Here is a 21,786-nt window from a genome sequence, read left to right as displayed (position 1 = left end):
AGGCGGCCATCCGCCGCCCGCCTGTCCATCGCCTTGTGCAGCGTATGGGCAGACGGCCGAACGTTGGCCGCTTTCGTTATCTTATTTGAACACCGGCATCGAACGGGACGAGAAGTTGAGCGTCTCGAGCATGCGGAGCAGCGCCCGCACTGTATCGAGCGACGTCAAGCATACTGCGCCGTTCTCGACTGCTTCGCGGCGAATGCGGAAGCCGTCGCGCTCCGGCGTTTTGCCTTTCGTCAGCGTGTTGACGACGAAGTTCGCTTGGCCCGTGCGAATGAGGTCAAGGATGTTCGGCGTGCCTTCGCTCAGCTTGTTCACGCGAGTAACGCGCAGACCAGCGTCTTCGAGAGCCGTTGCCGTGCCGCCCGTTGCGATCAGCTTGTAGCCGAGCGCGGCGAAGCCTTCCATCAGCTCGACTGCGTCCTGCTTGTCTTTGTCTGCTACCGTTACGACGATCGCGCCCGTCGTCGGAATTTTCATTCCGGCGCCGATCAGACCTTTATACAGTGCTTTCTCATACTGTACGTCACGGCCCATTACTTCGCCCGTCGATTTCATCTCCGGCGTCAGCGTTGGGTCAACGCGGCGCAGCTTCGCGAACGAGAACACCGGTACTTTGACCGAGACGTACTCGTCTTCCGGCCACAGACCGTCCGTATAGCCGAGCGCGGACAGCTTCGTGCCGAGAATCGCTTGCGTTGCCAGGTTCGCCATTGGCAGGTTCGTTACTTTGGACAGGAACGGAACCGTACGGGACGAACGCGGGTTAACCTCGATAACATACACTTTCTCTTCGTGGATAACGAACTGAATGTTAACCAGACCGATTACCTGAAGTTCTTTCGAGATGTTGATCGTGATGTCGATGATTTGTTTCTTAATGTCATCCGACAGCGATTGCGGAGGGTATACCGCGATCGAGTCGCCGGAGTGAACGCCTGCGCGCTCGACATGCTCCATGATGCCTGGGATTAGAACGGTCTCGCCGTCGCAGATCGCGTCGACTTCTGCTTCTTTGCCCAGCATGTAGCGGTCGATCAGAACCGGGTGCTCCGGATTGATTTTGACAGCTTCTTTCATGTAGCCTAGCAGTTCGGTATCCGAGTACACGATTTCCATTGCACGGCCGCCGAGTACGTACGACGGACGAACAAGCACTGGATAGCCAAGGCCTTGAGCAACAACAACCGCTTCGTCAACGTTCGTGACTGTGCTGCCTTCCGGCTGTGGAATGTTCAGCTTGCGAAGCATCGCTTCGAATTTCTTGCGGTCTTCGGCAGCGTCAATGCTCTCGAGGCTCGAGCCCAGAATGCGAACGCCAGCTTTCGCCAGCGGCGCTGCCAGGTTGATTGCCGTCTGGCCGCCGAATTGAACGATTACGCCGATCGGCTTTTCTTGCTCGATAACGTTCATAACGTCTTCGAAGAACAGCGGCTCGAAGTACAGTCGGTCGGACGTCGAGAAGTCCGTCGATACCGTCTCTGGGTTGTTGTTGATGATAACCGCTTCATAGCCGGCTTTCTGAATCGCCCATACGGCGTGTACAGTCGAGTAGTCGAACTCGATGCCCTGGCCGATACGGATTGGACCGGAACCGAGTACGAGCACTTTCTGCTTGTCCGACTCCGTCACTTCGTTCTCGGTTTCGTACGTCGAGTAGTAGTATGGCGTCGTCGCTTCGAATTCTGCTGCGCACGTATCAACCATTTTATATACAGGCTTCAGACCTTGCTCCAGACGCAGCGCGCGGATTTCGTCCTCATGCGTGTGCGATTTCGCAGCGCCTTCACGGCGGAGCTCAGCGATCGAGCGGTCGGAGAAGCCTTTGCGTTTTGCTTCGTACAGCGTTTCGCGGGACAGCGTCGCTTCTTTGCGAATGCGGTCCTCGAATGCTACGAGACCTTCGATTTTGTCAAGGAACCACCAGTCGACCTTCGTCAGGTCTTGGATGTCGAGCAGTGCCCAGCCGCGGCGGAATGCTTCGGCGATCAGGAACATGCGCTCGTCGTCCGGCTTGATCAGGCGAGCCTTGAGCGTTTCGTCATCAATCGACGATGCTTCTTTCAGGTTCAGACGGTGTACGCCGATTTCGAGCGAGCGAACCGCTTTGTGGATCGACTCTTCGAACGTGCGGCCGATCGCCATGACTTCGCCCGTTGCTTTCATCTGCGTGCCGAGTTTGCGGTTAGCCGACGTGAACTTGTCGAACGGCCAGCGCGGGATTTTGGATACGATGTAGTCGAGCGTTGGCTCGAAGCAAGCGTATGTTTGACCCGTTACCGGGTTGATGATTTCATCCAGCGTGTATCCGATTGCGATCTTAGCAGCCATCTTAGCGATTGGGTAGCCCGTCGCTTTCGACGCGAGAGCCGAAGAACGGCTTACGCGCGGGTTAACTTCGATGACGTAGTACTGGTAGCTGTGCGGATCGAGTGCGAACTGTACGTTACAGCCGCCTTCGATGTTCAGCGCGCGGATGATCTTCAGCGATGCCGAACGAAGCATTTGGTACTCACGGTCGGACAGCGTCTGGCTCGGCGCTACGACGATCGAGTCGCCCGTGTGAACGCCTACCGGGTCGAAGTTCTCCATGTTACATACGACGATGCAGTTATCGTTCGCATCGCGCATAACTTCGTATTCAACTTCCTTCATGCCTGCAATCGATTTCTCGATCAAACATTGGCCGATCGGGCTGTAACGGATACCCGATGCAACCGTCTCGAGCAGTTCTTCTTCATTGGCACAAATGCCGCCGCCTGTACCGCCCAGCGTATATGCCGGACGTACGATAATCGGATAGCCGATTTCGTTCGCGAAGTCCAATGCTTCTTGAACCGTCGTTACGATAACGGATTCTGGAACCGGTTGTTCCAGTTCGCGCATCAGTTCACGGAACAGGTCGCGGTCTTCTGCTTTCTCGATCGCCGTCAACTGCGTACCGAGCAGCTTCACGTTCTCACGTTCCAGAACGCCTGCGCGTGCCAATTCTACTGCCATGTTCAGACCCGTCTGGCCTCCGAGCGTCGGCAGCAAGCCGTCTGGCTTTTCTTTGCGAATAATTTGCGAGACGAACTCGAGCGTAATTGGCTCGATGTATACTTTGGAAGCCATGTTCGTATCCGTCATGATCGTAGCTGGGTTGCTGTTAATCAGGACAACTTCATAGCCCTCTTCCATAAGCGCTTGGCAAGCTTGCGTACCGGCATAGTCGAACTCTGCCGCTTGTCCGATGACGATCGGACCGGAGCCGATGACGAGAATTTTTTTCAGTTCATTATTTTTGGGCATACTGCAGTTCTCCCTTCAGCGTCTCCTGCAGCCGGGTTTGAAGCGGCTTCTTAGGGTTATTTCTTTTATGTTCACGAATCATTTCGAGGAATTGGTCGAACAGGTAGCTCGAGTCGAACGGTCCTGGCGCCGCTTCCGGGTGGTATTGAACGGTGAATACCGGATGTTTCTTATGTTTCAAGCCTTCGATCGAACCGTCGTTGTTGTTGATGTGCGTCACTTCAAGGTCCGTGCCTTTGACCGACTCTTCCAGTACCGTGTAGCCGTGGTTCTGGGACGTGATGTAGCAGCGGTTCGTTGCCAGTTCTTTAACCGGGTGGTTGCCGCCGCGGTGTCCGAACTTCAGACGCGTCGTATCTGCGCCGCTCGCCAGTGCGAACAATTGGTGTCCAAGGCAGATACCGAAGATTGGGAACTCGCCGATCAGTTGCTTGATCGTTTCAACCGCATATGGCACATCTTTTGGATCCCCAGGGCCGTTGGACAGTTGAACGCCGTCCGGGTTCAGCTTGCGGATTTCGTCAGCCGTCGTATCGTGTGGCACAACGATAACGTCGCAGCCGCGCTTGGACAGTTCTTTCACGATGCCGCTCTTCGCGCCGAAGTCCATCAGGACGATGCGCTCTTTGTTGCCCGGAGCCGAGAACAGGCTCTTCGTCGACGTGCGTGCCACTTGGTCGCGCAGCAATTCCGTAATGTTCAGACGCTCTTGCAGCTCTTCGATGCGGTCGTTGCCCGTCGTCAGAATGCCTTTCATCGTACCGAAGTTACGCAGCTTGCGCGTAAGCATCCGAGTATCGATGTCGCTGATGCCGACGATGCCGTATTCCTTCAGCAGGCGGTCCAGCGAGTATTCGCCGCGCCAGTTGGACGGCACAGGCTCATGGCGGCGTACAACAAAGCCGTGAATGTAAGGGCGCACAGCTTCGAAGTCATCACGCGTAATGCCGTAGTTGCCGATGAGCGGGTACGTCATCGTTACGATTTGACCGCAGTACGATGGATCGGACAGCACCTCTTGATAACCGGTAATTCCTGTATTAAATACGACTTCGCCAGTCGATTGGCCCTCTGCGCCGAACGCGAGGCCCGTGAACAGCGTTCCGTCTTCCAACAACAATCTCGCTTGCATCCGTATCACTCCTTGAAGTGTATTAATTGAATAGTGTCATGCCTCGCTGCAAGTGCGGATCATTCTTTCGATCGCTGTTGTCCTCGGATTTCATGATTAGGTATACATGATATTGTCGAAATCCGAGGACAAAGGCGACCACTTGAAGTTTTCCGGAGGAAAACCGCATCGAAAGCATAAGCTTTCTACAGAACGATTCCGCACTCTCCGCTCAAGCATCTTCTATTCATTAAATTTTAGTAAGTTAGTTACTATGCTTTGTTGAAAACAACTTTGCCGTTGTAGATCGTCGTCGTTGTCCAGCCGTAGAGCTTCCAGCCGCCGAACGGCGTGTTGTTGCTCTTCGACGAGAACGTCTCTGGACGAACCTCACGCTCCGTCTCCAGGTCGACAACCGTGATGTCGGCAGGTGCGCCGACTTCCAAGCGGCCTGTAGGGAGACCGAATACGCGAGCCGGGTCGGACGTCATCCGCTTCAGCAGGAAGCCGAGCGTCCATTGTCCCGTGCGGACGAATTTCGTGTACAGCAGCGGGAATGCCGTCTCGAAGCCGACGATGCCGAATGGCGCAAGCAGCGGGCCGCGGGCCTTCTCTTCCGCGCTGTGCGGCGCATGGTCGGTGACGACGATGTCGATCGTGCCGTCCTCCAGACCTTCGATTACAGCTTGAACGTCGCGCGGCGTACGCAGCGGCGGGTTCATTTTCCAATTCGCATCGTCTACGCCTGGGATATCTTCATCCGACAACACCAGATGGTGCGGGCATACCTCTGCCGTAATGTTCACGCCGATCGATTTCGCGAGACGGATCAGGCGAACCGATTGCTCCGTGCTGACGTGGCAGACATGATAATGTACGCCCGTCGCTTCAGCGAGCAGCGCGTCACGTCCGACATGGATCGCTTCCGACTCGTTCGGAATGCCTTTCAGACCATGCTTCTTCGCAAAATTGCCTTCCGACGCCCACGCGCCTTCAACCAGCGAATCGTCTTCGCAGTGCGCGATGACCGGCATGCCGAGCGAGTGAGCCAGCGTCATGGCATTCTTCATCATCTGTGCGTTCTGTACGCCCACGCCGTCGTCCGTGAAGCCGATTGCGCCCGCTTCCTTAAGCGCTGCGAAGTCGGTCAGCTCGCGGCCGAGCTCGTTCTTCGTAATTGCTGCGTAAGGCAGGACGCGTACGACGCCTTCGCGTGCCGCTTTGTCGAGAATGTATTTCACGGTTTCGGCCGTATCCGTTACCGGACGCGTATTCGGCATGCAGGCAATCGTCGTAAAACCGCCAGCCGCAGCAGAACGCGTCCCTGTTGCTATGTCTTCTTTATATTCAAATCCCGGATCGCGCAGATGCACGTGCATATCGATGAAGCCTGCGCTGATGAGCTTGCCTGCGGCGTCGACGACTTCCGAACCGCTTGTGTCCGGCTGAACCGCTCCATCCACAATCTCAGCAATGACGCCGTCTTCTGTACGAACATGCTTCTTTTCTACCGTACCTGTCTCTTCGTTCCAAACCAGACCATTCAATATCCAAATTGCCATTCGTCTTTCGTCTCCCTTCTTGCTACCCATTCGCTTGTATGCGACGCTTGACGTTAGCTTAGCGCCCGTTCCATAACCGCCATCCGGATCGGTACTCCATTGGACATTTGCGGGAAAATGCGGGATTGTGGATGTTCCACCACTTCATCATCGATCTCGACGTTCCGGTTAATCGGCGCTGGATGCATGATGATGGCATGCGATTGAATTTGTTTCACGCGGTCGACCGTCAATCCGTAGCCTTCCCGATATTGCTCGGCAGACTTCATCACGCCAGTAGTATGCCGCTCCAGCTGCACTCTCAGCATCATAACGACGTCTGCACGAATCGCTTCGTCCATCGAGATGTAAGGCACATCGAGCTCCGAAGCTTGCATTTCGCTTGGCGAGCAGAAGCTTACGTTCGCGCCGAACTTGCGCAGCGCCCACAGATTCGAGCGGGCTACGCGGCTGTGGCGGACATCGCCGATAATCGCTACGTTCAACCCTTTGAGGTGGCCAAAATGCTTGCGCATCGTGTACAGGTCGAGCAGCGCCTGCGTCGGATGCTCGTTGTTGCCGTCGCCTGCGTTAATGAGCGGCACCTTCACGTTCGCTGCGATACCTTCGAGCATGCCGACCGGCTTCAGCCGGATAACGCCTGCATCGATCCCCATCGATTCGAGCGTCTTCACTGTGTCGTAGATCGATTCGCCCTTCTCGACGCTCGATGCCGCTGCCGCGAAATTCATGACCTCCGCGCCAAGACGTTTCTCCGCCATTTCGAACGAGAATCTCGTACGCGTGCTGTTCTCGAAAAACATATTCGCTACGAATTTGCCTTGCAGTACCGGGTCCAGCTTCTCCGGCCGGCTTTCCCAGTAAGCCGCCCGATCGAGAATCGATTCGATCTCCGCTGCATCCAGATCCTTCAAGCCTAATAAACTGCGTTGCTTCAATGCCGTTGTCGTCATCCGGCTCGCCTCCCTAGATATCACTTGCTTGTTAGCTGCCTCAAGACCTCAACCTGCATGGTTAATGCGTAATCGTCACCTTATCGTCGCCATCTACTTCCGACAGCAGTACTTGAATTTCTTCCTGCTTCGATGTCGGTACGTTCTTGCCTACGTAATCAGGGCGGATAGGAAGCTCGCGGTGTCCGCGGTCGACCAGCACACCGAGCTGGATCAATTCCGGCCGTCCGCAATCCATAACAGCATCCATCGCTGCGCGAATCGTTCTGCCCGTATAGAGCACATCGTCGAACAAAATGATTTTCCGGCCTTCGACCTGCAGCCGTTCATCGATCATCCCCGCTGCTGTCCGATCGGCCTTCTTAGCCCGGCGGTCATCACGGTAAGCCGTGATGTCGAGATCGATTACTTCGACTGGCTTGCCTTCGATCTCTTCAATCAACGTCGCAATCCGCTCTGCGAGGTAGATGCCTCGCGTACGAATGCCGACCAGCAGACAGTTGTCGATTCCTTTGTTCTTCTCGACAATTTCATGCGCAATTCGCGTTAATGCCCGTCGAATCGCCGTTTCGTCCATTAAGATCCGATGCTGTTCAACCGTCACAGAAGCTGCTTCCTCCTTTCGCGCTATCCCTTCACGATGCAGGCTGGCGTATACAAAAAACTCCTTGCCAGAGGCAAGGAGTTAGCACGATAACCCGGCGGTGTCCGTCAGCGAAGACAAGCGACCGCTTATGACGTTTCGGACGGATCCGAACATTCATAGCAATCTCCCGTCTTGCCGGCTGCGGGCCGACCGAGACTTTAGTTATCACGCTACCTTGCCAGTCTCTCTGGACTGAATTAAAGGTACAGCTTTATCGAAAAAATTATCACATATTCGACACGAGCTGTCAAGACTTTAGGCTCGTTTTTTCCCGTTTGTTCTTTGCAATTTGTATGGTCTTATTATGGTTGGAGCCGTTGTATTATAATCTGCCGCGCACAAGAGTTTTGCTGGCCCGTTAGGTTTAATTTGCTTCGCCTTTCGGATACACCCAGAGCCGCACACCTGAAGGACCGTAACCAACGCGCTTTCTTACCTTAACGCCGTGCACAGAAGCGCAAATGACGCCCGTGCCTATCCACGGATGTGATATTATGGAAACAGAATTGTCTAATTATCATCATTCACTCATCTGGAGGCTTCATATGGCGAACAACCCCTACATCGTGCAATGCGGAATATATACCATGTGCATCGTTCAGGACGGAAGCCGCATTCTGCTAGCTAACCGTCCAGACAAGCTTGGCTTTCCCGGTTACATAGGACCCGGCGGAAAGGTTGAGCCTAATGAACGTATTACAGCCGCAGCCGTTCGCGAGCTTTGGGAAGAGACGGGACTTCGCGTGCGCGAAGAGGATCTAATTTTTAAAGGAATCGACGAATATGTCGTGCCGGCAACGAAATACCGTTATATGGTGTTCAACTACTTGGCAACTAAGTATGAGGGCGAGCTCCTCCAAGACCCGCCCGAAGGCGAACTGGCTTGGGTCGACAGGAATGAAGCAGCCGGCCTCCCGATGCAATCCTGGTTTAAACGCAGACTGCCTCTGTTCTTTGAACCAGGCACTTTCGAGATATGCGCCGTTTGGGACGAAGAAACAAAAAGCGAAATCGAAGACCGTGTTATACAGCTCGGATAATAAAAAAAGGGGCTTTCCCGAAGCCATATTATGACTTCCGGGAAAAGCCCTCTTTAACTATTAGAATTTAAGATTGCGAATACGTTCGATCGCTTTCTCCGTGTTCTCGCGGCTGCCGAACGCCGTCAGACGGAAATAGCCTTGACCGGATTGTCCGAAACCAACGCCTGGCGTACCGACGATGTTCGCTTCCGACAACAGCTTGTCGAAGAACGACCATGAGTCCATGCCATTAGGCGTTTTCAGCCAGATGTACGGTGCGTTTACGCCGCCGAATACTTCCAGACCGATCGAAGCAAGACCGTCGCGGATAATGCTTGCGTTCGTCATGTAATAATCGATCGTCGCTTGAATTTGCGCTCTGCCTTCCGGTGAATAGATTGCAGCTGCGCCCCGTTGCGTAACATAGGATACACCATTGAACTTCGTCGTGTGACGGCGGTTCCACAGGTCGTTAACGAGCAGCTCGTTGCCGTCTTTGTCATAGCCCTTCAGCTCGCGCGGAACAACTGTGTATGCGCAGCGAATACCCGTGAAGCCTGCCGTCTTCGAGAAACTGCGGAATTCGATCGCAACTTCCTTCGCGCCTTCGATCTCATAGATGCTGCGAGGTACGTCTGCTTCTTGAATGAACGCCTCATATGCCGAGTCGTACAGGATGATGCAATTGTTTTCTTTCGCATAGTCGACCCAACGCTTCAGTTCTTCTTTCGACAGCGTCATACCCGTCGGGTTGTTCGGGTAGCACAAGTAGATGACATCGACTTTACGCTTCGGCAGCTCCGGCGTAAAGTTGTTCTCTGCCGTGCAGGAGAGATACTCAATATTTTCATAACGGTTCGTCTCTTTGTTGAACTTGCCGGAACGACCCGCCATGACGTTCGTATCAACGTAAACCGGATAGACCGGATCTTGTACCGCAACGATCGCATCTTGGCTAAAAATTTCTTGGATGTTGCCGACGTCGCACTTGGAGCCGTCACTCAGGAACACTTCATTCGAATTGATATCGACGCCGCGCGATTTGTAGTCGTTCTCGATAATCGCTTGGATAAGGAAATCGTAGCCTTGCTCTGGACCATAACCGCGGAACGATCCCGGTTGTGCCATCTCGTCCACTGCAGCATGCATCGCTTGAATGACCGCTTCCGGCAATCCGCGCGTTACATCGCCTATGCCAAGGCTAATAATCTCGGCATTCGGATTTTCTTGCATAAATTTCGTGCGGCGTCTTGCCACCTCGGAAAATAAATAGCTGCCTTGCAGCTCCAAATAGTTCTGGTTAATTTGCGTCATTGCTTAATCACCTTTCCGTGACAGCCGCGGGAAACACGCTCCCGAACCGATTATATTTATGTACTCAGCATAGCTTATTCGATGCATTCACATAAATATACGATTACGCAAAAAATTTGTACTATTTGACCTTAACGCTGTCGAAGGCTGTGCAATACATGTTCCATATCAGCCGGAATAGGCGCTTGAAACTCCAAGTACTCGCCCGTTCTCGGATGCTTGAAGCCAAGTACCGCAGCATGCAGTGCTTGTCCATTCAAGTCTACGGTTTTGCTTCTGCCGTACATCGGGTCCCCGGCAAGCGGATGGCCGATATATTTCATATGGACACGGATCTGATGCGTGCGTCCTGTCTCGAGCTGCAGCTCAAGCAGTGAATAATCATCGAGTCGTTCGATAACGGAAAAATGCGTCACAGCATGTCTGCTGTTCTTCTCTGTTACGGTGAACATCTTGCGGTCGCGTTCGTCCCGTCCGATCGGCGCATCAATCGTTCCCCTGTCATGCGGCACATTGCCGTGCACAAGCGCAATATATTTGCGCGTTACGCTGTGCTCCTTCAATTGTTCGGAAAGCGAAGCGTGAGCGGCGTCGTTCTTCGCTGCCATCAATAGACCCGAAGTATCTTTGTCGATCCGGTGTACGATGCCCGGACGGATCGAGCCATTTATACCCGACAAATCGTTGCAGTGATATAACAGCGCATTCACAACCGTTCCGGATGAGTGGCCCGGCGCTGGATGCACCACTAGTCCGCGCTGCTTGTTAATGACAATGACGTCGGAATCTTCGTAGACGACGTCCAGCGGAATCGGTTCTGCCGCCAGCTCCGTCGGCTCCGCCTCCGGCACTTCGACGGTCACCATGTCTCCTGCAAGCAGCTTATGCTTCGGTTTCGTCTCAGCGCCGTTAACCAGCACCGCTCCGCCCTTTATCCAATCTTGGATTTGAGTCCGGGAGACAGCTGCATCGTTGAACGCCTCTGCCATAAATTTATCCAGCCGTTCGCCAGCCGATTCTCCATCGATGAGCCATTCCAAGGCGCCTTCCGCTTCCTCGTCCAATTCCGCATCATCTTCGTATACATATTCCACTTCGGTGTTCATGTACTGCTCTTCATTCTTATTCATTATTACGTTCGATCCTTCCGGTCATAATCTGGTTGAAGATTTGCGCCCGATGCTGCCGCCGTCTGTGCGGCCGCTGCTTTCTCGGCTCTGGCGCCAAGCAGCGAATCGAGCAATATCATTCCGACACCGATACAAATTGCCGTATCAGCAAGGTTAAAGATCGCAAATGTATAACTGCCGAATGTGAATTGCAGGAAGTCAACGACTTCACCCGCACGAGCACGGTCGATGAAGTTGCCTAGAGCGCCGCCAAGCACGAGCGCAAGTCCGGAGAGAAGCAGTGCTTTTCCGTTATTGCGGACGGTGCGCGCCATATACCATACGATACCTGCCGTTACGACTATGGTCACAATCAGAAAGAACACGCGCTGGTTTTCGAGCAAGCTGAATGCCGCTCCCGTATTTCGAAAGGACGTGATTATGAAGAAATCGCCGATTACACTTATTTCCTCGTGCAAATCAAGCTTGTTCTCGATCATTCTTTTCGAAACCCAGTCGATTGCAAATACTAAGCCGCTAAGTACAAAATACATCAATAAGCGCACCAATTCCCGATTCCTCCCTAGTGAAAGTCCTGTCTATTGTAACATAAAGCCAGCACGCCCTACCACAATCACAGCTTGAGGCAGCATTGGCGAATGTTTTCAATACAGGATGGAATCTAAGCAACGCCAAGCTGTTAAAACAGCGCTCATCGGTTCAACCTAATAGCTATACCGCATCGATACGAAGAGAGGAAGGTGCATACTCATGTCGTCCTTGACACAGCAGCAGTTGAGCGGATTTCGCAGCAGACTGGCACATATGAAGCAATCCATTGAACGCTCTTGGCATGACAGCGAGCACGGGGGACTGGCCAACTCGTTAAAAGATCAGACCGGAGAGCTATCACCGATCGATAACCATCCCGGTGATGTCGCTACCGATATGTTTGAACGAAGCAAAGACATGGCTATACATGAGCTTCAGGATTTCAAGATCGAACGAATCGACCAAGCGCTAGAAGCGATCGACAATGGTACTTACGGCAAATGCCGGACATGCGGCAAGGACATTCCATTCGAACGCTTAGACGCGCTGCCGGATTCGCTGTACTGCGTCGAGCATGCGCCAAGACAAGAATTATCCAATAACCGGCCAGCCGAAGAAGACTTCCTGCAGCCTGCCTTCGGCCGAAGCAACAGGGACGGCGAGGACGGATACAACGGCTTCGACGGCGAGGACGCCTGGCAAATCGTCGAGCACTACGGCAACTCCAATTCACCAGCGATGTCAGACAATCGGGAAGTCGACTCTTACAGCGAGATGTATTCTGAAGCCGATGAGAACGAAGGTTTCGTCGAGCCGCTCGAAAGCTTTATCGCGACAGATATTACCGGACGGGTCGTCTCCGTCGTCCGCAACCGTCAATATCACGAATATATGTCGCATGGCGAAGGCGATGACGGCTTGGCGACCGATGAAGAACGAGAATATTAATACACTTTGCCTTCAAGCTGCGCTTGCACGACTCGAACCAAATCCGCAATATAGTCGCCGATGATTGGCAGGTTAAGCGCACCTAACATTCGAAGCACATACAGAATGGTCGCGGCAAATACGGAAAACCCAAGCGCAATGCCGATGCCGCGCGCCGTTCCGGACAAGAAGCTGCGCCACATCATCAAGAACGGGCGCTGCAGCAGCTCAATATAATCCCGAATGTGCGACCGTTCCATGTCTGCCGCTACTTTCTGCAACTGCCGGTCGACTGCCCCCAAAGATATGGTCAGCGCAGTCAGATTCTTTTTCTCGTCCGCATCCATCGCATCCGTTGCTTTCACAGCTCATTCACCCTTTCGATCAGCAAAAAAACGAGCCTCGGCGTCCGGCTAAGCCGTCCACCTGAGAATCGCTCGTTTTTTTGTTTGCTTCTATTCAGTTTGTCCTTAACCGCGAATTTGAATTCCGATTGTCTTCTCGCCCAGCTCGACACGCTCCATCTCCGCAGACGAGGCGAATGCTACACTGTTCAACAGGACGTTGTCGCGCAGGACACTCTCGAACGTTTGCAGTGCCGCTTGCAGCTCCGCATCCGTGTCAAGCACCAGATCGATGCGCTTCTCGATCGGCAGGTCGAGTTTTTTGCGCGTGTCTTGCACGGCGCGAATGACTTCGCGAACCCAACCCTCTTGTTCCAGCTCTGGCGTAATATCCGTATTCAATGCGACCGTCAACGAGTAGCCGGAAGCCGATGCGAAGCCTTCTTTGGCTTGCTTCTCGACAAGCAGCTCATCCGTCGCAATCGCGATCGCTTCGCCTTCTGGCGATACGAATGTCAAGCCGCCGCCTTGCACAGCTGCGCGAGTCTCATCTGCCGGCAGGGATTTCAAGTAGCCTTGGATCGGACCGACGTTTTTACCGAACTTCTTGCCCGCTACTTTCAAGTTCAGCTTCAGCGCGAAGTTGACGAAGCCGCTGTCGCTGTTCTCAATAACGATCGATTTCACATTGATCTCGTCTTTGATGATCTCTTCATATGCAGCAACATCGAAATCGCGGTTAAGCGAAACGATCAGCTCCGACAATGGTTGGCGGGTTTTAATACTCGTCTCGTTGCGGACATTGCGAGCAAGTTCAACGATTTGGCGCGCAGTCTCCATATCGCGTTCGAGCTGCTCGTCGATTGCCGACTCATCAGCCGCCGGATAGTCGGCAAGGTGAACGCTGCCTTCTCCTCCGAGATTGCCATACACGTCTTCCGCAATAAGCGGCGCATATGGCGCGATAACCCGTGACAGCGTCAGCAGCACATGGCGCAGCGTGCCGTAGGCATCTAGCTTGTCGTCCGTCAAGCCGCTGCCCCAGAACCGGTCGCGCGAACGGCGGATATACCAGTTGCTGAGCTCGTCGACGAACGTCTCGATTTCTTTGGCCGGATTGAGGAAGTCGTTGTCTTCCAGCCCTTTGATAACTTGGCGAATTAGCGTATTCAAGCGGGATACGATCCAACGGTCCAGCTTGGCTGCCGATGGACGGTACGGATGATCAGCCGGGTTGTAGCCATCGATCGTCGCGTACAGTGCGAAGAACGCATGCGTATTTACGATAGTATCGATCACCTTCGACTTCGCTTCACCTACGATGCCGCGGGAGAACCGTTTGCTGTTCCACGGCGCACTGTCTGCAAGCAAAGCCCAACGGAATGCATCGGTGCCGTACTCGTTGATGATTTCCCAAGGGTCGATAACATTGCCTTTCGACTTCGACATCTTCTGGCCGTTCTCATCCAGAATATGACCGGTTGAGATAACCGCTTTATATGGCGCTTTGCCATTGAACAACGTCGATACAGCCAGCAAGCTGAAGAACCAGCCGCGTGTTTGGTCGATGCCTTCGCAAATGATGTCCGCTGGATATTGGTCTGCGAACTGCTGCGCATCGCCGAACGGATAGTGCTGCTGTGCGAACGGCATCGAGCCGCTGTCGAACCAGACGTCGATTACTTCCGGCGTGCGTGTCATCACGGCGCCTTCGGCGAACGGCGATTTCAGCTTGATATCGTCAACGTATGGCTTGTGAAGTTCAATGTCTTCCGGTACGAAGCCGACAGCACGTTCGCGCAGATCAGCGATGCTGCTTGGCGCATATTCTTTGCCTGTCGCTTCGCACACCCATACGTTAAGCGGCGTTCCCCAGTAACGGTTGCGGCTGATGTTCCAGTCGACCAGATCCTCAAGGAATTTACCGAAGCGGCCTTCGCGGATATGGCCCGGGTACCAGTTCACTTCGCTGTTGTTCGCGATCAACTGATCCTTGATCGCTGTCGTCTCGATGAACCAGCTCTCTGTTGCATAATAGAGCAGCGGCGATTTGCAGCGCCAGCAGAACGGATAGCTGTGCTCGTATCTTTCCTTGCTGAACAGAAGACCGCGCTCGCTAAGCATTTTGACGATATCAACGTCGCAATCTTTCACGAAGCGACCAGCAAGATCCGTCACTTCATCCACGTAACGTCCTGCATTATTCACGACGCTCAGCATGCTGAGGCCAGCCGCGCGTGCTGCTTTGTAGTCATCATCGCCGTGAGCCGGCGCGATATGAACGATACCGGTACCGCTCGTGTCGCTGACGAACTCGGCACCAATCACTACATGGCCCTTCTCGACCGGTACATAGCGGAACGGCGGCTCGTAGCTCAAGCCAACGAGATCAGCGCCTTGCACGGTGCCGACGATTTCGTACTCGCCATCCTTTTCCTTAAACACAGATTCAATGAGCGCCTGCGCAACAATGTAAGTCTCTTCGCCGCGCTTTACTTTCGCATACGTCAGCGACGGATTAACGGCCAGCGCTACGTTTGCAGGAAGCGTCCATGGCGTCGTCGTCCAAGCCAGCACGTACTCGTTCGAGTCTGCAAGCTTGAATTTAGCTGTTGCACTCAAATCTTTAACATCCTCGTAGCCTTGCGCTACTTCATGCGAGCTGAGCGTCGTCTGGCAGCAAGGGCAGTACGGGCTGACGCGGTGGCCGCGGTACAGCAGGCCTTTGCTATGAATCGTCGACAGAATGTGCCATACGCTCTCGATATATCTGTTATCAAGCGTGATGTAAGGGTTATCCATATCCGTCCAGTAAGCGATCGCTTCTGTCAGTTCGCGCCATTGCTTCTCATATTCGAATACGCTGGCCTTACATTTCTTAATGAACGCTTCAACGCCGTATTTCTCGATCTCTTGTTTACCCGAGATGCCAAGCTGCTTCTCCACGCCAAGTTCAACCGGCAAGCCGTGCGTGTCCCAGCCCGCTTTGCGCACGACGCGATAGCCGGACATCGTCTTGTAGCGGCAAATAAAATCTTTGATTACACGGCCAAGCACGTGTCCGATATGAGGCGCACCGTTAGCGGTAGGCGGACCCTCGTAGAATACGAAGTTCGGCTTGCCCTCCCGGCTCTTGATCGATTCCTTGAATGTGTCGTTCTTCTTCCATTGTTCCAATACGCGAAGCTCGCGGCTCCGCGCGCGTTCTTTGACGTCTACGCGCTGCATGCCATTCAATCCCCTTTCATCATCGCAAGAAATAACAAAAAGACCCGTCCCATAAGGGACGAGTCATGCTCGCGTTACCACCCTTGTTCCAATCGCTGAAGTACAGTTCCCATCATGGAAACATCCGGCTTAAAGCCGAAGCAGCGAATGCCGCCTCATTCACGGACTGCTCCTTCGCAGGATGTCCGCGTTCCGGGTAACGGTGGAAAGCCGTCGACGCTTACTGATGACAGCCGGGTTGCCGACCTGCACATGTTCTGCGCCGCTTCTCGGAGAGGATATTCCGATGCGCACCGAACGCCGGCTTTCAGCTCCTGCCGGCTCTCTGGAGAACGGTTAACGCAACGTACTTGTTCTCGTCAACGAAAGTAAAAGATCATTCATAATATTACTAGTTATAGCCGAATGCTTCGCAATTGTCAAATGACAACCGCCCATTCCGCGCGAACGGCTGGCGATTAATATTTCTCCTGCGTCGCCGCAGCATTCGAGGATTCCAGCGCCTCCCAGCCATCCTGGCTGAGCAGCTCCAGCTGCGCTTCGACCAGCGTGCGGAAACGGGCGCGGTAGATCGATGCCTGCTTCTTGAGCTCTTCGACTTCCAGCGCGACCTTGCGTGACTTGGACAACGATTCGTTAATGATCCGGTCAGCGTTCTTCTCTGCTTCCTTCACGATCAGCTGAGCTTCTTTCTTCGCGTTGTTCTTCACTTCGTCAGCCGCTTCCTGCGCGACGATAATCGTCTTGCTAAGCGTCTCCTCGATGTTCGCGAAATGATTCAGCTTCTCTTGCAGCGAGAGCAACTGATTCTGCATTTCTTTATTCTCGCGGATCAGCGACTCATAATCTTTAATGACTTGATCGAGAAATTCGTTAACTTCATCCTCGTCGTAACCGCGCAGTCTTCTCCCGAATTCCTTATTATGTATGTCCAATGGCGTAAGCGGCATTGGCGCACCTCCTATGGATATGACGGTTCTGTAGTTGATTGTAAAAGAATGTTTCGACAGCTCCGTCCAAAATCCTGCATCAGATCAAATATATTTCCCGATGGACACACGAAATCTGCCTTTTTTTGTCACGCCTTCCACGTCCATCACTTTGAACCTGCCAAGCCCTTTCATCGAAACGATGTCGCCCGCTTTGAGAACGGCTGAAGGATTCTCCTCCACCTTCCAATTGACACGGCAGCGGCCCGCTCGAATCGGGTCCACAATCTTCGTCCGGCTAATCCGGAACGCATCGCTGCTGATGCCGTCCAAACGCAGAGAAGCCACCGATATGCTCATCTCCTCCAGCTTCGGCTTAATGACGCGAAGCGAAGACAACGGAATCAGCTCCGTTAGGACATGGACTCGGTGGACTTGCCTGAGATGAATATTGACGTAATCCGCGATCTCTTCCGTCACTAAGCAGTGGCAGCCATCCTCCAGCACATGAACGTCGCCAATGAGGTCCCGTTTGACGCCGAGTCCAAGCAATGCTCCCAAATAATCGCCATGATCAAGATCCAAATGCCCTTGGGAATCAGCGGTTACCGCTATGGCTTGAACCCCCATCGGCTCATCTTCCAGATATGCGTAGTCCGGAGCAATAAGCACGCGCTGACGTTCCGAATCCGGTGAGCCGCCCTCGAACCGGAGAGCTACATTCCCGCTTCGATTCGCCAGGGAGCGTACAATTTCGAGCTGCCTCGGATCCATAAAGTCGGTTCGCTTCCACTCATGGCGCTCCGCTGCCCGTTCGATCCATTCCTCCACCCGGTCGACGAACGCACGCTCGTCCGGGTGGAAATGATCGTATACTTTCTTATTCGAATTCATGCTGACCGCCCTTCGCCTCTACACGAACAGATTGAGCACGAAGATAATACCGTATGCTACGAAGTTAAGCGCGAATACGGCAATGATCGGAGACAGATCAAGCATGCCGCCGATTGGCGGAATAAACCTGCGGAAGATAGACAAGTACGGCTCGACCAGCTTGCCCAGCGTTTGACCGATGAAACTTTCTCTTGCATTAGGCAGCCACGATAGCAGCACATAACCAATGATCATAAAGGTATAGATTCTTTCAAGCAGAAACACAAAATTTTGTACATCGTTCAAATCAAGGTCACCTCATTCGTTTGTAATCCTGTTCGTCCACCAGCAGTTCGGAGATGGTGCCTTGAATTTCCACATTCTCTGGAGCGCAGAAGAAAATGCCCGGACCAATCCGGTTCATTGTCCCGCTGACGGCATAGAGCGTACCGAGCAGGAAGTCGAAAATCCGCTTGGCAACGTCATTAGGCACCCGCTGCAAGTTCACGACAACTCCGCGGCGGGCCCGCAAATGATCAGCGATTTCTTGCGCTTCTTCGAAGGAGCGCGGTTCATTCAGTACGACACGCACGTTCTTCTGCGAATGGATGCTTACAATGTTGGAGTTGCTGCTTTTAGAATGTTTACGCGCTTCGAAAGGCGAAGTTTCAAATTCGTGCTCCGGCTCTTCCATTTGCGGCGCAACCTTCTCGCGCTCAACAACTTCTTCTTCGTCCTGCAGACCAAAATAGTTCATAAACCGGTTAATTACACTCATTCCTCATGCCTCCTCTTTCCCTACTAGTATCGTACCCAATCGTACCCATGTTGCACCTTCTTCAATCGCAACCGTGAAATCGTTCGACATGCCCATTGAGAGTTCCGTTAATGGCTCAGCCAATAGGCCCGACTCATTAATCCGGTCTCTAAGATGCCTCAAACTGCGGAATACCGGCCTCGTCTCCTCGGCCTCCGCTTCGAACGGTGCCATCGTCATGAGTCCGATCGGTTTGATGGAAGGATACTGGCGAAGCATGTGCAGAAAATCAGGCAACGCTTCCGGCATCAGCCCTTGCTTGCTTTCTTCGCCCGACACGTTCACCTGCACAAAGCATGGAACCGTGATGCCCAGCTTGTCCGCGCGTTCTGCAATTGCTTCCGCCAGCGACAGCCTGTCCAGTGAGTGAATGTATGTAAACTTGCCGATGACGTCCTTCACTTTGTTCGTCTGAAGCGATCCGATGTAATGCCAGACCGGTTGCTCCTCTTCAGGCAATTGCTGCAGCGCTTCCCACTTCGGCTTCGCATTCTGCCAGCGGTTCTCGCCCAGGTGGACGATATGATGATTCACAACATCGCGTACCGTATCGACCGATACATATTTCGTTACGGCAACAACATGAATCTCATCCTTGCTGCGGCCGCTCCGCTCGCAAGCTGCTGTAATTAATGTCTCGACTTCTTGTATCCGTTCAGCTAACGTCGACAAGAGGCTCACCTCTTCTCTATGCCAATCCAGCTTGCCATCCGCCCTGTTGCTCCGTGCTCTGCACGATGAGAGAACAATATATCGCTCTTGCAACTGGTGCACCAAGTGGATAATTCGATATGGATCGGCAAAATTCCTGCTTTTATCATAATGTGTCGGTTGATTTCTTTCAAGTCAAGCATCGCCTTGCCATTGCCCTTATGCTGGACCATTCTATCGGTAGCGTCCGCACCGCGGTCATCGCCGAGACTGAGGCACAGCTCTTCCATTCTGCCGATGACAGGGCCATCCACTTCGTAGCAGCAGACGCCGATCGCAGGACCAACCGCTCCGCGCAGCTTGGCCGGGTCCGTGCCATATTCCTCTCGCATCGCTTCGACCGTCCGGACCGCGATTTCGAGGGCCGTTCCTTTCCAACCCGCATGAGCTAGACCGACGGCATTATTCTCCGAGTCATAAAAATAAAGAGGCACACAGTCGGCGTAAAAGGATGCGAGCAGTACGCCTGGCACGTTCGTAATGAGGGCATCCGTATCCTGAAATGCCGTTTGCCGCGAATCGCGTCCCTTACCGGCGTCCTCCGCTGAAACAACTTGCACGCGGTGGCCATGCACTTGTTCCGCACAGGTGAACGCTTCGAACGGCCACCCCAACGCTTCTGTTAGAAGCATTCGGTTCGCCACGACATCCTCATTCTTGTCGCCGACATGCAGCCCCATATTAAGCGATTCCCATGGCTTACCGCTCACGCCGCCAAGACGCGTTGTAAACCCGGCCGTTATGCCGGCATGCTGCTGCGTCCAACTGTTAAGCGTTAGAAGCGACGCCCCGCTCCTCTGCGCTTGTTCCCATACGAATGGCTCCATCGTTTCCACCTCATCATTCTGTTCACATAAGTGTACCATAGGGCCGATGGTTGGAAAAGCAAGGAGAGGGGCTCGTTGCCGCAGCTACAAAAAAGAGGCCCACGACGCGCCAGCATCCCGGACCTTGCTTACGTTCGGACTTGCACGTCCTCTTCCTCGCGGTAAGCCGCTACCTTCGCTTCATCTAGCCGAACAAGAACCACGTCGGCGCCGATCTTCACGATGTTGCGCCACGGAATAATGACATCGGTCCCGCCGCCGAACATGCCGAAAAAACGGGTAAACGTCGGCACGACAATCGAATCGATGCGCCCGTGCCTCAGGTCGAGCTCCAGATCGCTTACTTGGCCGAGCTTCTTGCCGTCGACGATATTAATGACGTCCTTCGTCTGGAAATCCGATATTTTCATGCTGAATCACCGCTTTCTTCACCGGATGGAAGACAAGTGCCGATGGGCTTCTGTTACTACTATATGAGCGCCGCCCGCAAAATGTCCTGCCCGACGCAAAAAAACGGCGCACTGTACGCCGTTCGTTGGGAGAGCAGCAGCCGTTACGCCGTCCGTACCGGCTGCTCGTTTGTCGCTATTAAGTTTTTACATGCTTCTGCATTTGTTGTATAGCCGACTTCTCCAGCCTCGACACCTGCGCCTGCGAAATGCCGATCTCATCGGCCACTTCCATCTGTGTCTTGCCTTCGAAGAAACGCATCGAAAGAATCATTTTCTCCCGCTCGTTCAGCTTATGCATCGCTTCGCGAAGCGCAATCTCCTCGATCCAGGAGATGTCCTTGTTCTTATCGTCGCTAATTTGATCCATCACATAGATCGGATCGCCGCCGTCGTGATAGATCGGCTCGAACAGCGAGACGGGGTCTTGAATCGCGTCCAGCGCGAAGACGACATCCTCCTTCGGCACGCCGAGTACTTCCGATATTTCGAAGATCGTCGGCTCTCTCGAATTCTGATTGGTCAGGCTGTCGCGTACTTGGAGCGCCTTGTATGCGATATCCCGCAGACTCCGGGAAACGCGGATCGGGTTGTTGTCGCGCAAATAGCGGCGGATTTCACCGATAATCATCGGAACGGCATAGGTGCTGAATTTTACATTTTGGCTCAAATCGAAATTATCGATCGCCTTCATGAGGCCGATGCAGCCGACTTGGAACAAATCGTCCACATATTCGCCGCGGTTGTTAAACCGCTGAATAACGCTGAGCACAAGCCTAAGGTTGCCGTTCACCAATTTCTCTCTTGCTGCCCGTTCGCCACGCGTTTGCAGCGCCGTAAACAGCTCGCGCATTTCCGCGTTCGTCAGTACAGGCAGTTTACTGGTATCCACACCACAGATCTCGACTTTGTTTCGGGTCAACGTGATTACCTCCCAAGGAGAAACATTAATGTTCATTATCTCCCCGGCCCCCCGAAATATTCCTGTCTGCGACATCGTTCGACACGTTCTTGTGGAGTAAAATATTTTCGCCCGAGTACGTTCCATACGTATAGCGTCTTACAATTTTGCATAGCGAAAGAGCCGGCTTCGCCATGATGGCACGCCGGCTCTTGTG

The 21,786-nt window shown here is 53.5% G+C and carries 20 protein-coding genes and 1 other annotated feature; of the genes, 2 read left to right on the top strand and 18 right to left on the bottom strand.

What is annotated here, in order from left to right:
* Nucleotides 1–81: 81 nt before the first annotated feature.
* The 5 genes from carB to pyrR form a co-directional block, all read right to left on the bottom strand.
* Nucleotides 82–3,294 (bottom strand): carbamoyl-phosphate synthase large subunit, encoded by a 3,213-nt coding sequence (carB, locus tag PKO01S_RS21735; RefSeq protein ID WP_127533539.1) that lies wholly within the window; start codon nucleotides 3,292–3,294, stop codon nucleotides 82–84.
* Complete coding sequence (locus PKO01S_RS21730) at nucleotides 3,281–4,426, bottom strand: carbamoyl phosphate synthase small subunit (RefSeq protein WP_127533538.1); 1,146 nt, start codon at nucleotides 4,424–4,426, stop codon at nucleotides 3,281–3,283. The genes carB and PKO01S_RS21730 overlap by 14 nt, the downstream gene beginning before the upstream one ends.
* Nucleotides 4,427–4,677: 251 nt before the next feature.
* Nucleotides 4,678–5,967 carry a dihydroorotase gene (locus PKO01S_RS21725; protein WP_127533537.1) on the bottom strand — a complete coding sequence of 430 codons (1,290 nt, stop codon included), beginning with the start codon at nucleotides 5,965–5,967 and terminating at the stop codon, nucleotides 4,678–4,680.
* A gap of 53 nt (nucleotides 5,968–6,020) precedes the next feature.
* Nucleotides 6,021–6,920, bottom strand: a complete 900-nt coding sequence (locus PKO01S_RS21720) for an aspartate carbamoyltransferase catalytic subunit (protein ID WP_127533536.1) — start codon at nucleotides 6,918–6,920, stop codon at nucleotides 6,021–6,023.
* Nucleotides 6,921–6,981: 61 nt separating this feature from the next.
* Nucleotides 6,982–7,524: a bifunctional pyr operon transcriptional regulator/uracil phosphoribosyltransferase PyrR gene (gene pyrR, locus PKO01S_RS21715; protein WP_127533535.1), complete on the bottom strand. Its 543-nt coding sequence runs from the start codon at nucleotides 7,522–7,524 to the stop codon at nucleotides 6,982–6,984.
* A 587-nt stretch (nucleotides 7,525–8,111) separates the two neighbouring features.
* Here pyrR and PKO01S_RS21710 point away from each other — a divergent pair.
* The gene (locus tag PKO01S_RS21710) at nucleotides 8,112–8,606 is read left to right on the top strand and encodes an 8-oxo-dGTP diphosphatase (RefSeq protein ID WP_127533534.1); all 495 of its coding nucleotides are present in this window, start codon (nucleotides 8,112–8,114) and stop codon (nucleotides 8,604–8,606) included.
* Between the two features lie 60 nt (nucleotides 8,607–8,666).
* On the opposite strand, the gene PKO01S_RS21705 is transcribed toward PKO01S_RS21710, so the two are convergent.
* The 3 genes from PKO01S_RS21705 to lspA all read right to left on the bottom strand — a co-directional run bounded on the left by PKO01S_RS21705 (nucleotide 8,667) and on the right by lspA (nucleotide 11,568).
* Entirely contained in the window at nucleotides 8,667–9,902 is a 1,236-nt protein-coding gene (locus tag PKO01S_RS21705) for an LL-diaminopimelate aminotransferase (RefSeq protein ID WP_127533533.1), read from the bottom strand.
* A 131-nt stretch (nucleotides 9,903–10,033) separates the two neighbouring features.
* Nucleotides 10,034–11,008 carry an RluA family pseudouridine synthase gene (locus PKO01S_RS21700; RefSeq protein WP_127533543.1) on the bottom strand — a complete coding sequence of 325 codons (975 nt, stop codon included), beginning with the start codon at nucleotides 11,006–11,008 and terminating at the stop codon, nucleotides 10,034–10,036.
* A 26-nt stretch (nucleotides 11,009–11,034) separates the two neighbouring features.
* Nucleotides 11,035–11,568, bottom strand: a complete 534-nt coding sequence (gene lspA, locus PKO01S_RS21695) for a signal peptidase II (protein ID WP_127533542.1) — start codon at nucleotides 11,566–11,568, stop codon at nucleotides 11,035–11,037.
* A 214-nt stretch (nucleotides 11,569–11,782) separates the two neighbouring features.
* Here lspA and PKO01S_RS21690 point away from each other — a divergent pair, with 214 nt between their 5' ends.
* Nucleotides 11,783–12,511 carry a TraR/DksA C4-type zinc finger protein gene (locus PKO01S_RS21690; RefSeq protein WP_127533532.1) on the top strand — a complete coding sequence of 243 codons (729 nt, stop codon included), beginning with the start codon at nucleotides 11,783–11,785 and terminating at the stop codon, nucleotides 12,509–12,511.
* Here PKO01S_RS21690 and PKO01S_RS21685 read toward each other — a convergent pair.
* The 10 genes from PKO01S_RS21685 to sigG all read right to left on the bottom strand — a co-directional run bounded on the left by PKO01S_RS21685 (nucleotide 12,508) and on the right by sigG (nucleotide 21,590).
* The gene (locus PKO01S_RS21685; RefSeq protein ID WP_407669690.1) at nucleotides 12,508–12,855 is read right to left on the bottom strand and encodes a DUF5665 domain-containing protein; all 348 of its coding nucleotides are present in this window, start codon (nucleotides 12,853–12,855) and stop codon (nucleotides 12,508–12,510) included. The genes PKO01S_RS21690 and PKO01S_RS21685 overlap by 4 nt on opposite strands.
* A 105-nt stretch (nucleotides 12,856–12,960) precedes the next feature.
* Nucleotides 12,961–16,062 (bottom strand): isoleucine--tRNA ligase, encoded by a 3,102-nt coding sequence (gene ileS, locus PKO01S_RS21680; protein ID WP_127533531.1) that lies wholly within the window; start codon nucleotides 16,060–16,062, stop codon nucleotides 12,961–12,963.
* A gap of 51 nt (nucleotides 16,063–16,113) precedes the next feature.
* Nucleotides 16,114–16,434, bottom strand: a binding site (T-box leader).
* 86 nt (nucleotides 16,435–16,520) lie between these two features.
* Nucleotides 16,521–17,012, bottom strand: coding sequence for a DivIVA domain-containing protein (locus tag PKO01S_RS21675; RefSeq protein ID WP_127533530.1), 492 nt, complete (start codon nucleotides 17,010–17,012; stop codon nucleotides 16,521–16,523).
* A gap of 84 nt (nucleotides 17,013–17,096) precedes the next feature.
* Nucleotides 17,097–17,885 (bottom strand): YlmH family RNA-binding protein, encoded by a 789-nt coding sequence (locus PKO01S_RS21670; RefSeq protein WP_127533529.1) that lies wholly within the window; start codon nucleotides 17,883–17,885, stop codon nucleotides 17,097–17,099.
* A gap of 18 nt (nucleotides 17,886–17,903) precedes the next feature.
* Nucleotides 17,904–18,170 carry a YggT family protein gene (locus PKO01S_RS21665; protein WP_127533528.1) on the bottom strand — a complete coding sequence of 89 codons (267 nt, stop codon included), beginning with the start codon at nucleotides 18,168–18,170 and terminating at the stop codon, nucleotides 17,904–17,906.
* A gap of 7 nt (nucleotides 18,171–18,177) precedes the next feature.
* Nucleotides 18,178–18,642 carry a cell division protein SepF gene (locus PKO01S_RS21660; RefSeq protein WP_127533527.1) on the bottom strand — a complete coding sequence of 155 codons (465 nt, stop codon included), beginning with the start codon at nucleotides 18,640–18,642 and terminating at the stop codon, nucleotides 18,178–18,180.
* A gap of 3 nt (nucleotides 18,643–18,645) precedes the next feature.
* The gene (locus PKO01S_RS21655) at nucleotides 18,646–19,362 is read right to left on the bottom strand and encodes a YggS family pyridoxal phosphate-dependent enzyme (RefSeq protein WP_127533526.1); all 717 of its coding nucleotides are present in this window, start codon (nucleotides 19,360–19,362) and stop codon (nucleotides 18,646–18,648) included.
* Nucleotides 19,359–20,219, bottom strand: coding sequence for a peptidoglycan editing factor PgeF (gene pgeF / locus PKO01S_RS21650; RefSeq protein ID WP_127533525.1), 861 nt, complete (start codon nucleotides 20,217–20,219; stop codon nucleotides 19,359–19,361). The genes PKO01S_RS21655 and pgeF overlap by 4 nt, the downstream gene beginning before the upstream one ends.
* A 128-nt stretch (nucleotides 20,220–20,347) precedes the next feature.
* Complete coding sequence (locus PKO01S_RS21645) at nucleotides 20,348–20,629, bottom strand: YlmC/YmxH family sporulation protein (protein WP_127533524.1); 282 nt, start codon at nucleotides 20,627–20,629, stop codon at nucleotides 20,348–20,350.
* Between the two features lie 178 nt (nucleotides 20,630–20,807).
* Nucleotides 20,808–21,590 carry an RNA polymerase sporulation sigma factor SigG gene (gene sigG, locus PKO01S_RS21640; RefSeq protein ID WP_127533523.1) on the bottom strand — a complete coding sequence of 261 codons (783 nt, stop codon included), beginning with the start codon at nucleotides 21,588–21,590 and terminating at the stop codon, nucleotides 20,808–20,810.
* Nucleotides 21,591–21,786 lie beyond the last annotated feature (196 nt).

This window comes from Paenibacillus kobensis NBRC 15729 (assembly GCF_004000825.1).
Lineage (GTDB): Bacteria > Bacillota > Bacilli > Paenibacillales > Paenibacillaceae > Paenibacillus_T > Paenibacillus_T kobensis.
This window is presented reverse-complemented; position numbering and strand designations above follow the sequence as displayed.

What these genes read in the sequence shown, in the direction of transcription:
- PKO01S_RS21660 (WP_127533527.1), bottom strand. Translation starts at nt 18,642, where the DNA reads ATGAGTGTAATTAACCGGTTTATGAACTATTTTGGTCTGCAGGACGAA.
- PKO01S_RS21670 (WP_127533529.1), bottom strand. Translation starts at nt 17,885, where the DNA reads ATGAATTCGAATAAGAAAGTATACGATCATTTCCACCCGGACGAGCGT.
- PKO01S_RS21690 (WP_127533532.1), top strand. Translation starts at nt 11,783, where the DNA reads ATGTCGTCCTTGACACAGCAGCAGTTGAGCGGATTTCGCAGCAGACTG.
- PKO01S_RS21730 (WP_127533538.1), bottom strand. Translation starts at nt 4,426, where the DNA reads ATGCAAGCGAGATTGTTGTTGGAAGACGGAACGCTGTTCACGGGCCTC.
- PKO01S_RS21720 (WP_127533536.1), bottom strand. Translation starts at nt 6,920, where the DNA reads ATGACGACAACGGCATTGAAGCAACGCAGTTTATTAGGCTTGAAGGAT.
- carB (WP_127533539.1), bottom strand. Translation starts at nt 3,294, where the DNA reads ATGCCCAAAAATAATGAACTGAAAAAAATTCTCGTCATCGGCTCCGGT.
- pgeF (WP_127533525.1), bottom strand. Translation starts at nt 20,219, where the DNA reads ATGGAGCCATTCGTATGGGAACAAGCGCAGAGGAGCGGGGCGTCGCTT.
- PKO01S_RS21675 (WP_127533530.1), bottom strand. Translation starts at nt 17,012, where the DNA reads ATGCCGCTTACGCCATTGGACATACATAATAAGGAATTCGGGAGAAGA.
- PKO01S_RS21710 (WP_127533534.1), top strand. Translation starts at nt 8,112, where the DNA reads ATGGCGAACAACCCCTACATCGTGCAATGCGGAATATATACCATGTGC.
- PKO01S_RS21705 (WP_127533533.1), bottom strand. Translation starts at nt 9,902, where the DNA reads ATGACGCAAATTAACCAGAACTATTTGGAGCTGCAAGGCAGCTATTTA.
- ileS (WP_127533531.1), bottom strand. Translation starts at nt 16,062, where the DNA reads ATGCAGCGCGTAGACGTCAAAGAACGCGCGCGGAGCCGCGAGCTTCGC.
- PKO01S_RS21700 (WP_127533543.1), bottom strand. Translation starts at nt 11,008, where the DNA reads ATGAACACCGAAGTGGAATATGTATACGAAGATGATGCGGAATTGGAC.
- PKO01S_RS21645 (WP_127533524.1), bottom strand. Translation starts at nt 20,629, where the DNA reads ATGAAAATATCGGATTTCCAGACGAAGGACGTCATTAATATCGTCGAC.
- PKO01S_RS21725 (WP_127533537.1), bottom strand. Translation starts at nt 5,967, where the DNA reads ATGGCAATTTGGATATTGAATGGTCTGGTTTGGAACGAAGAGACAGGT.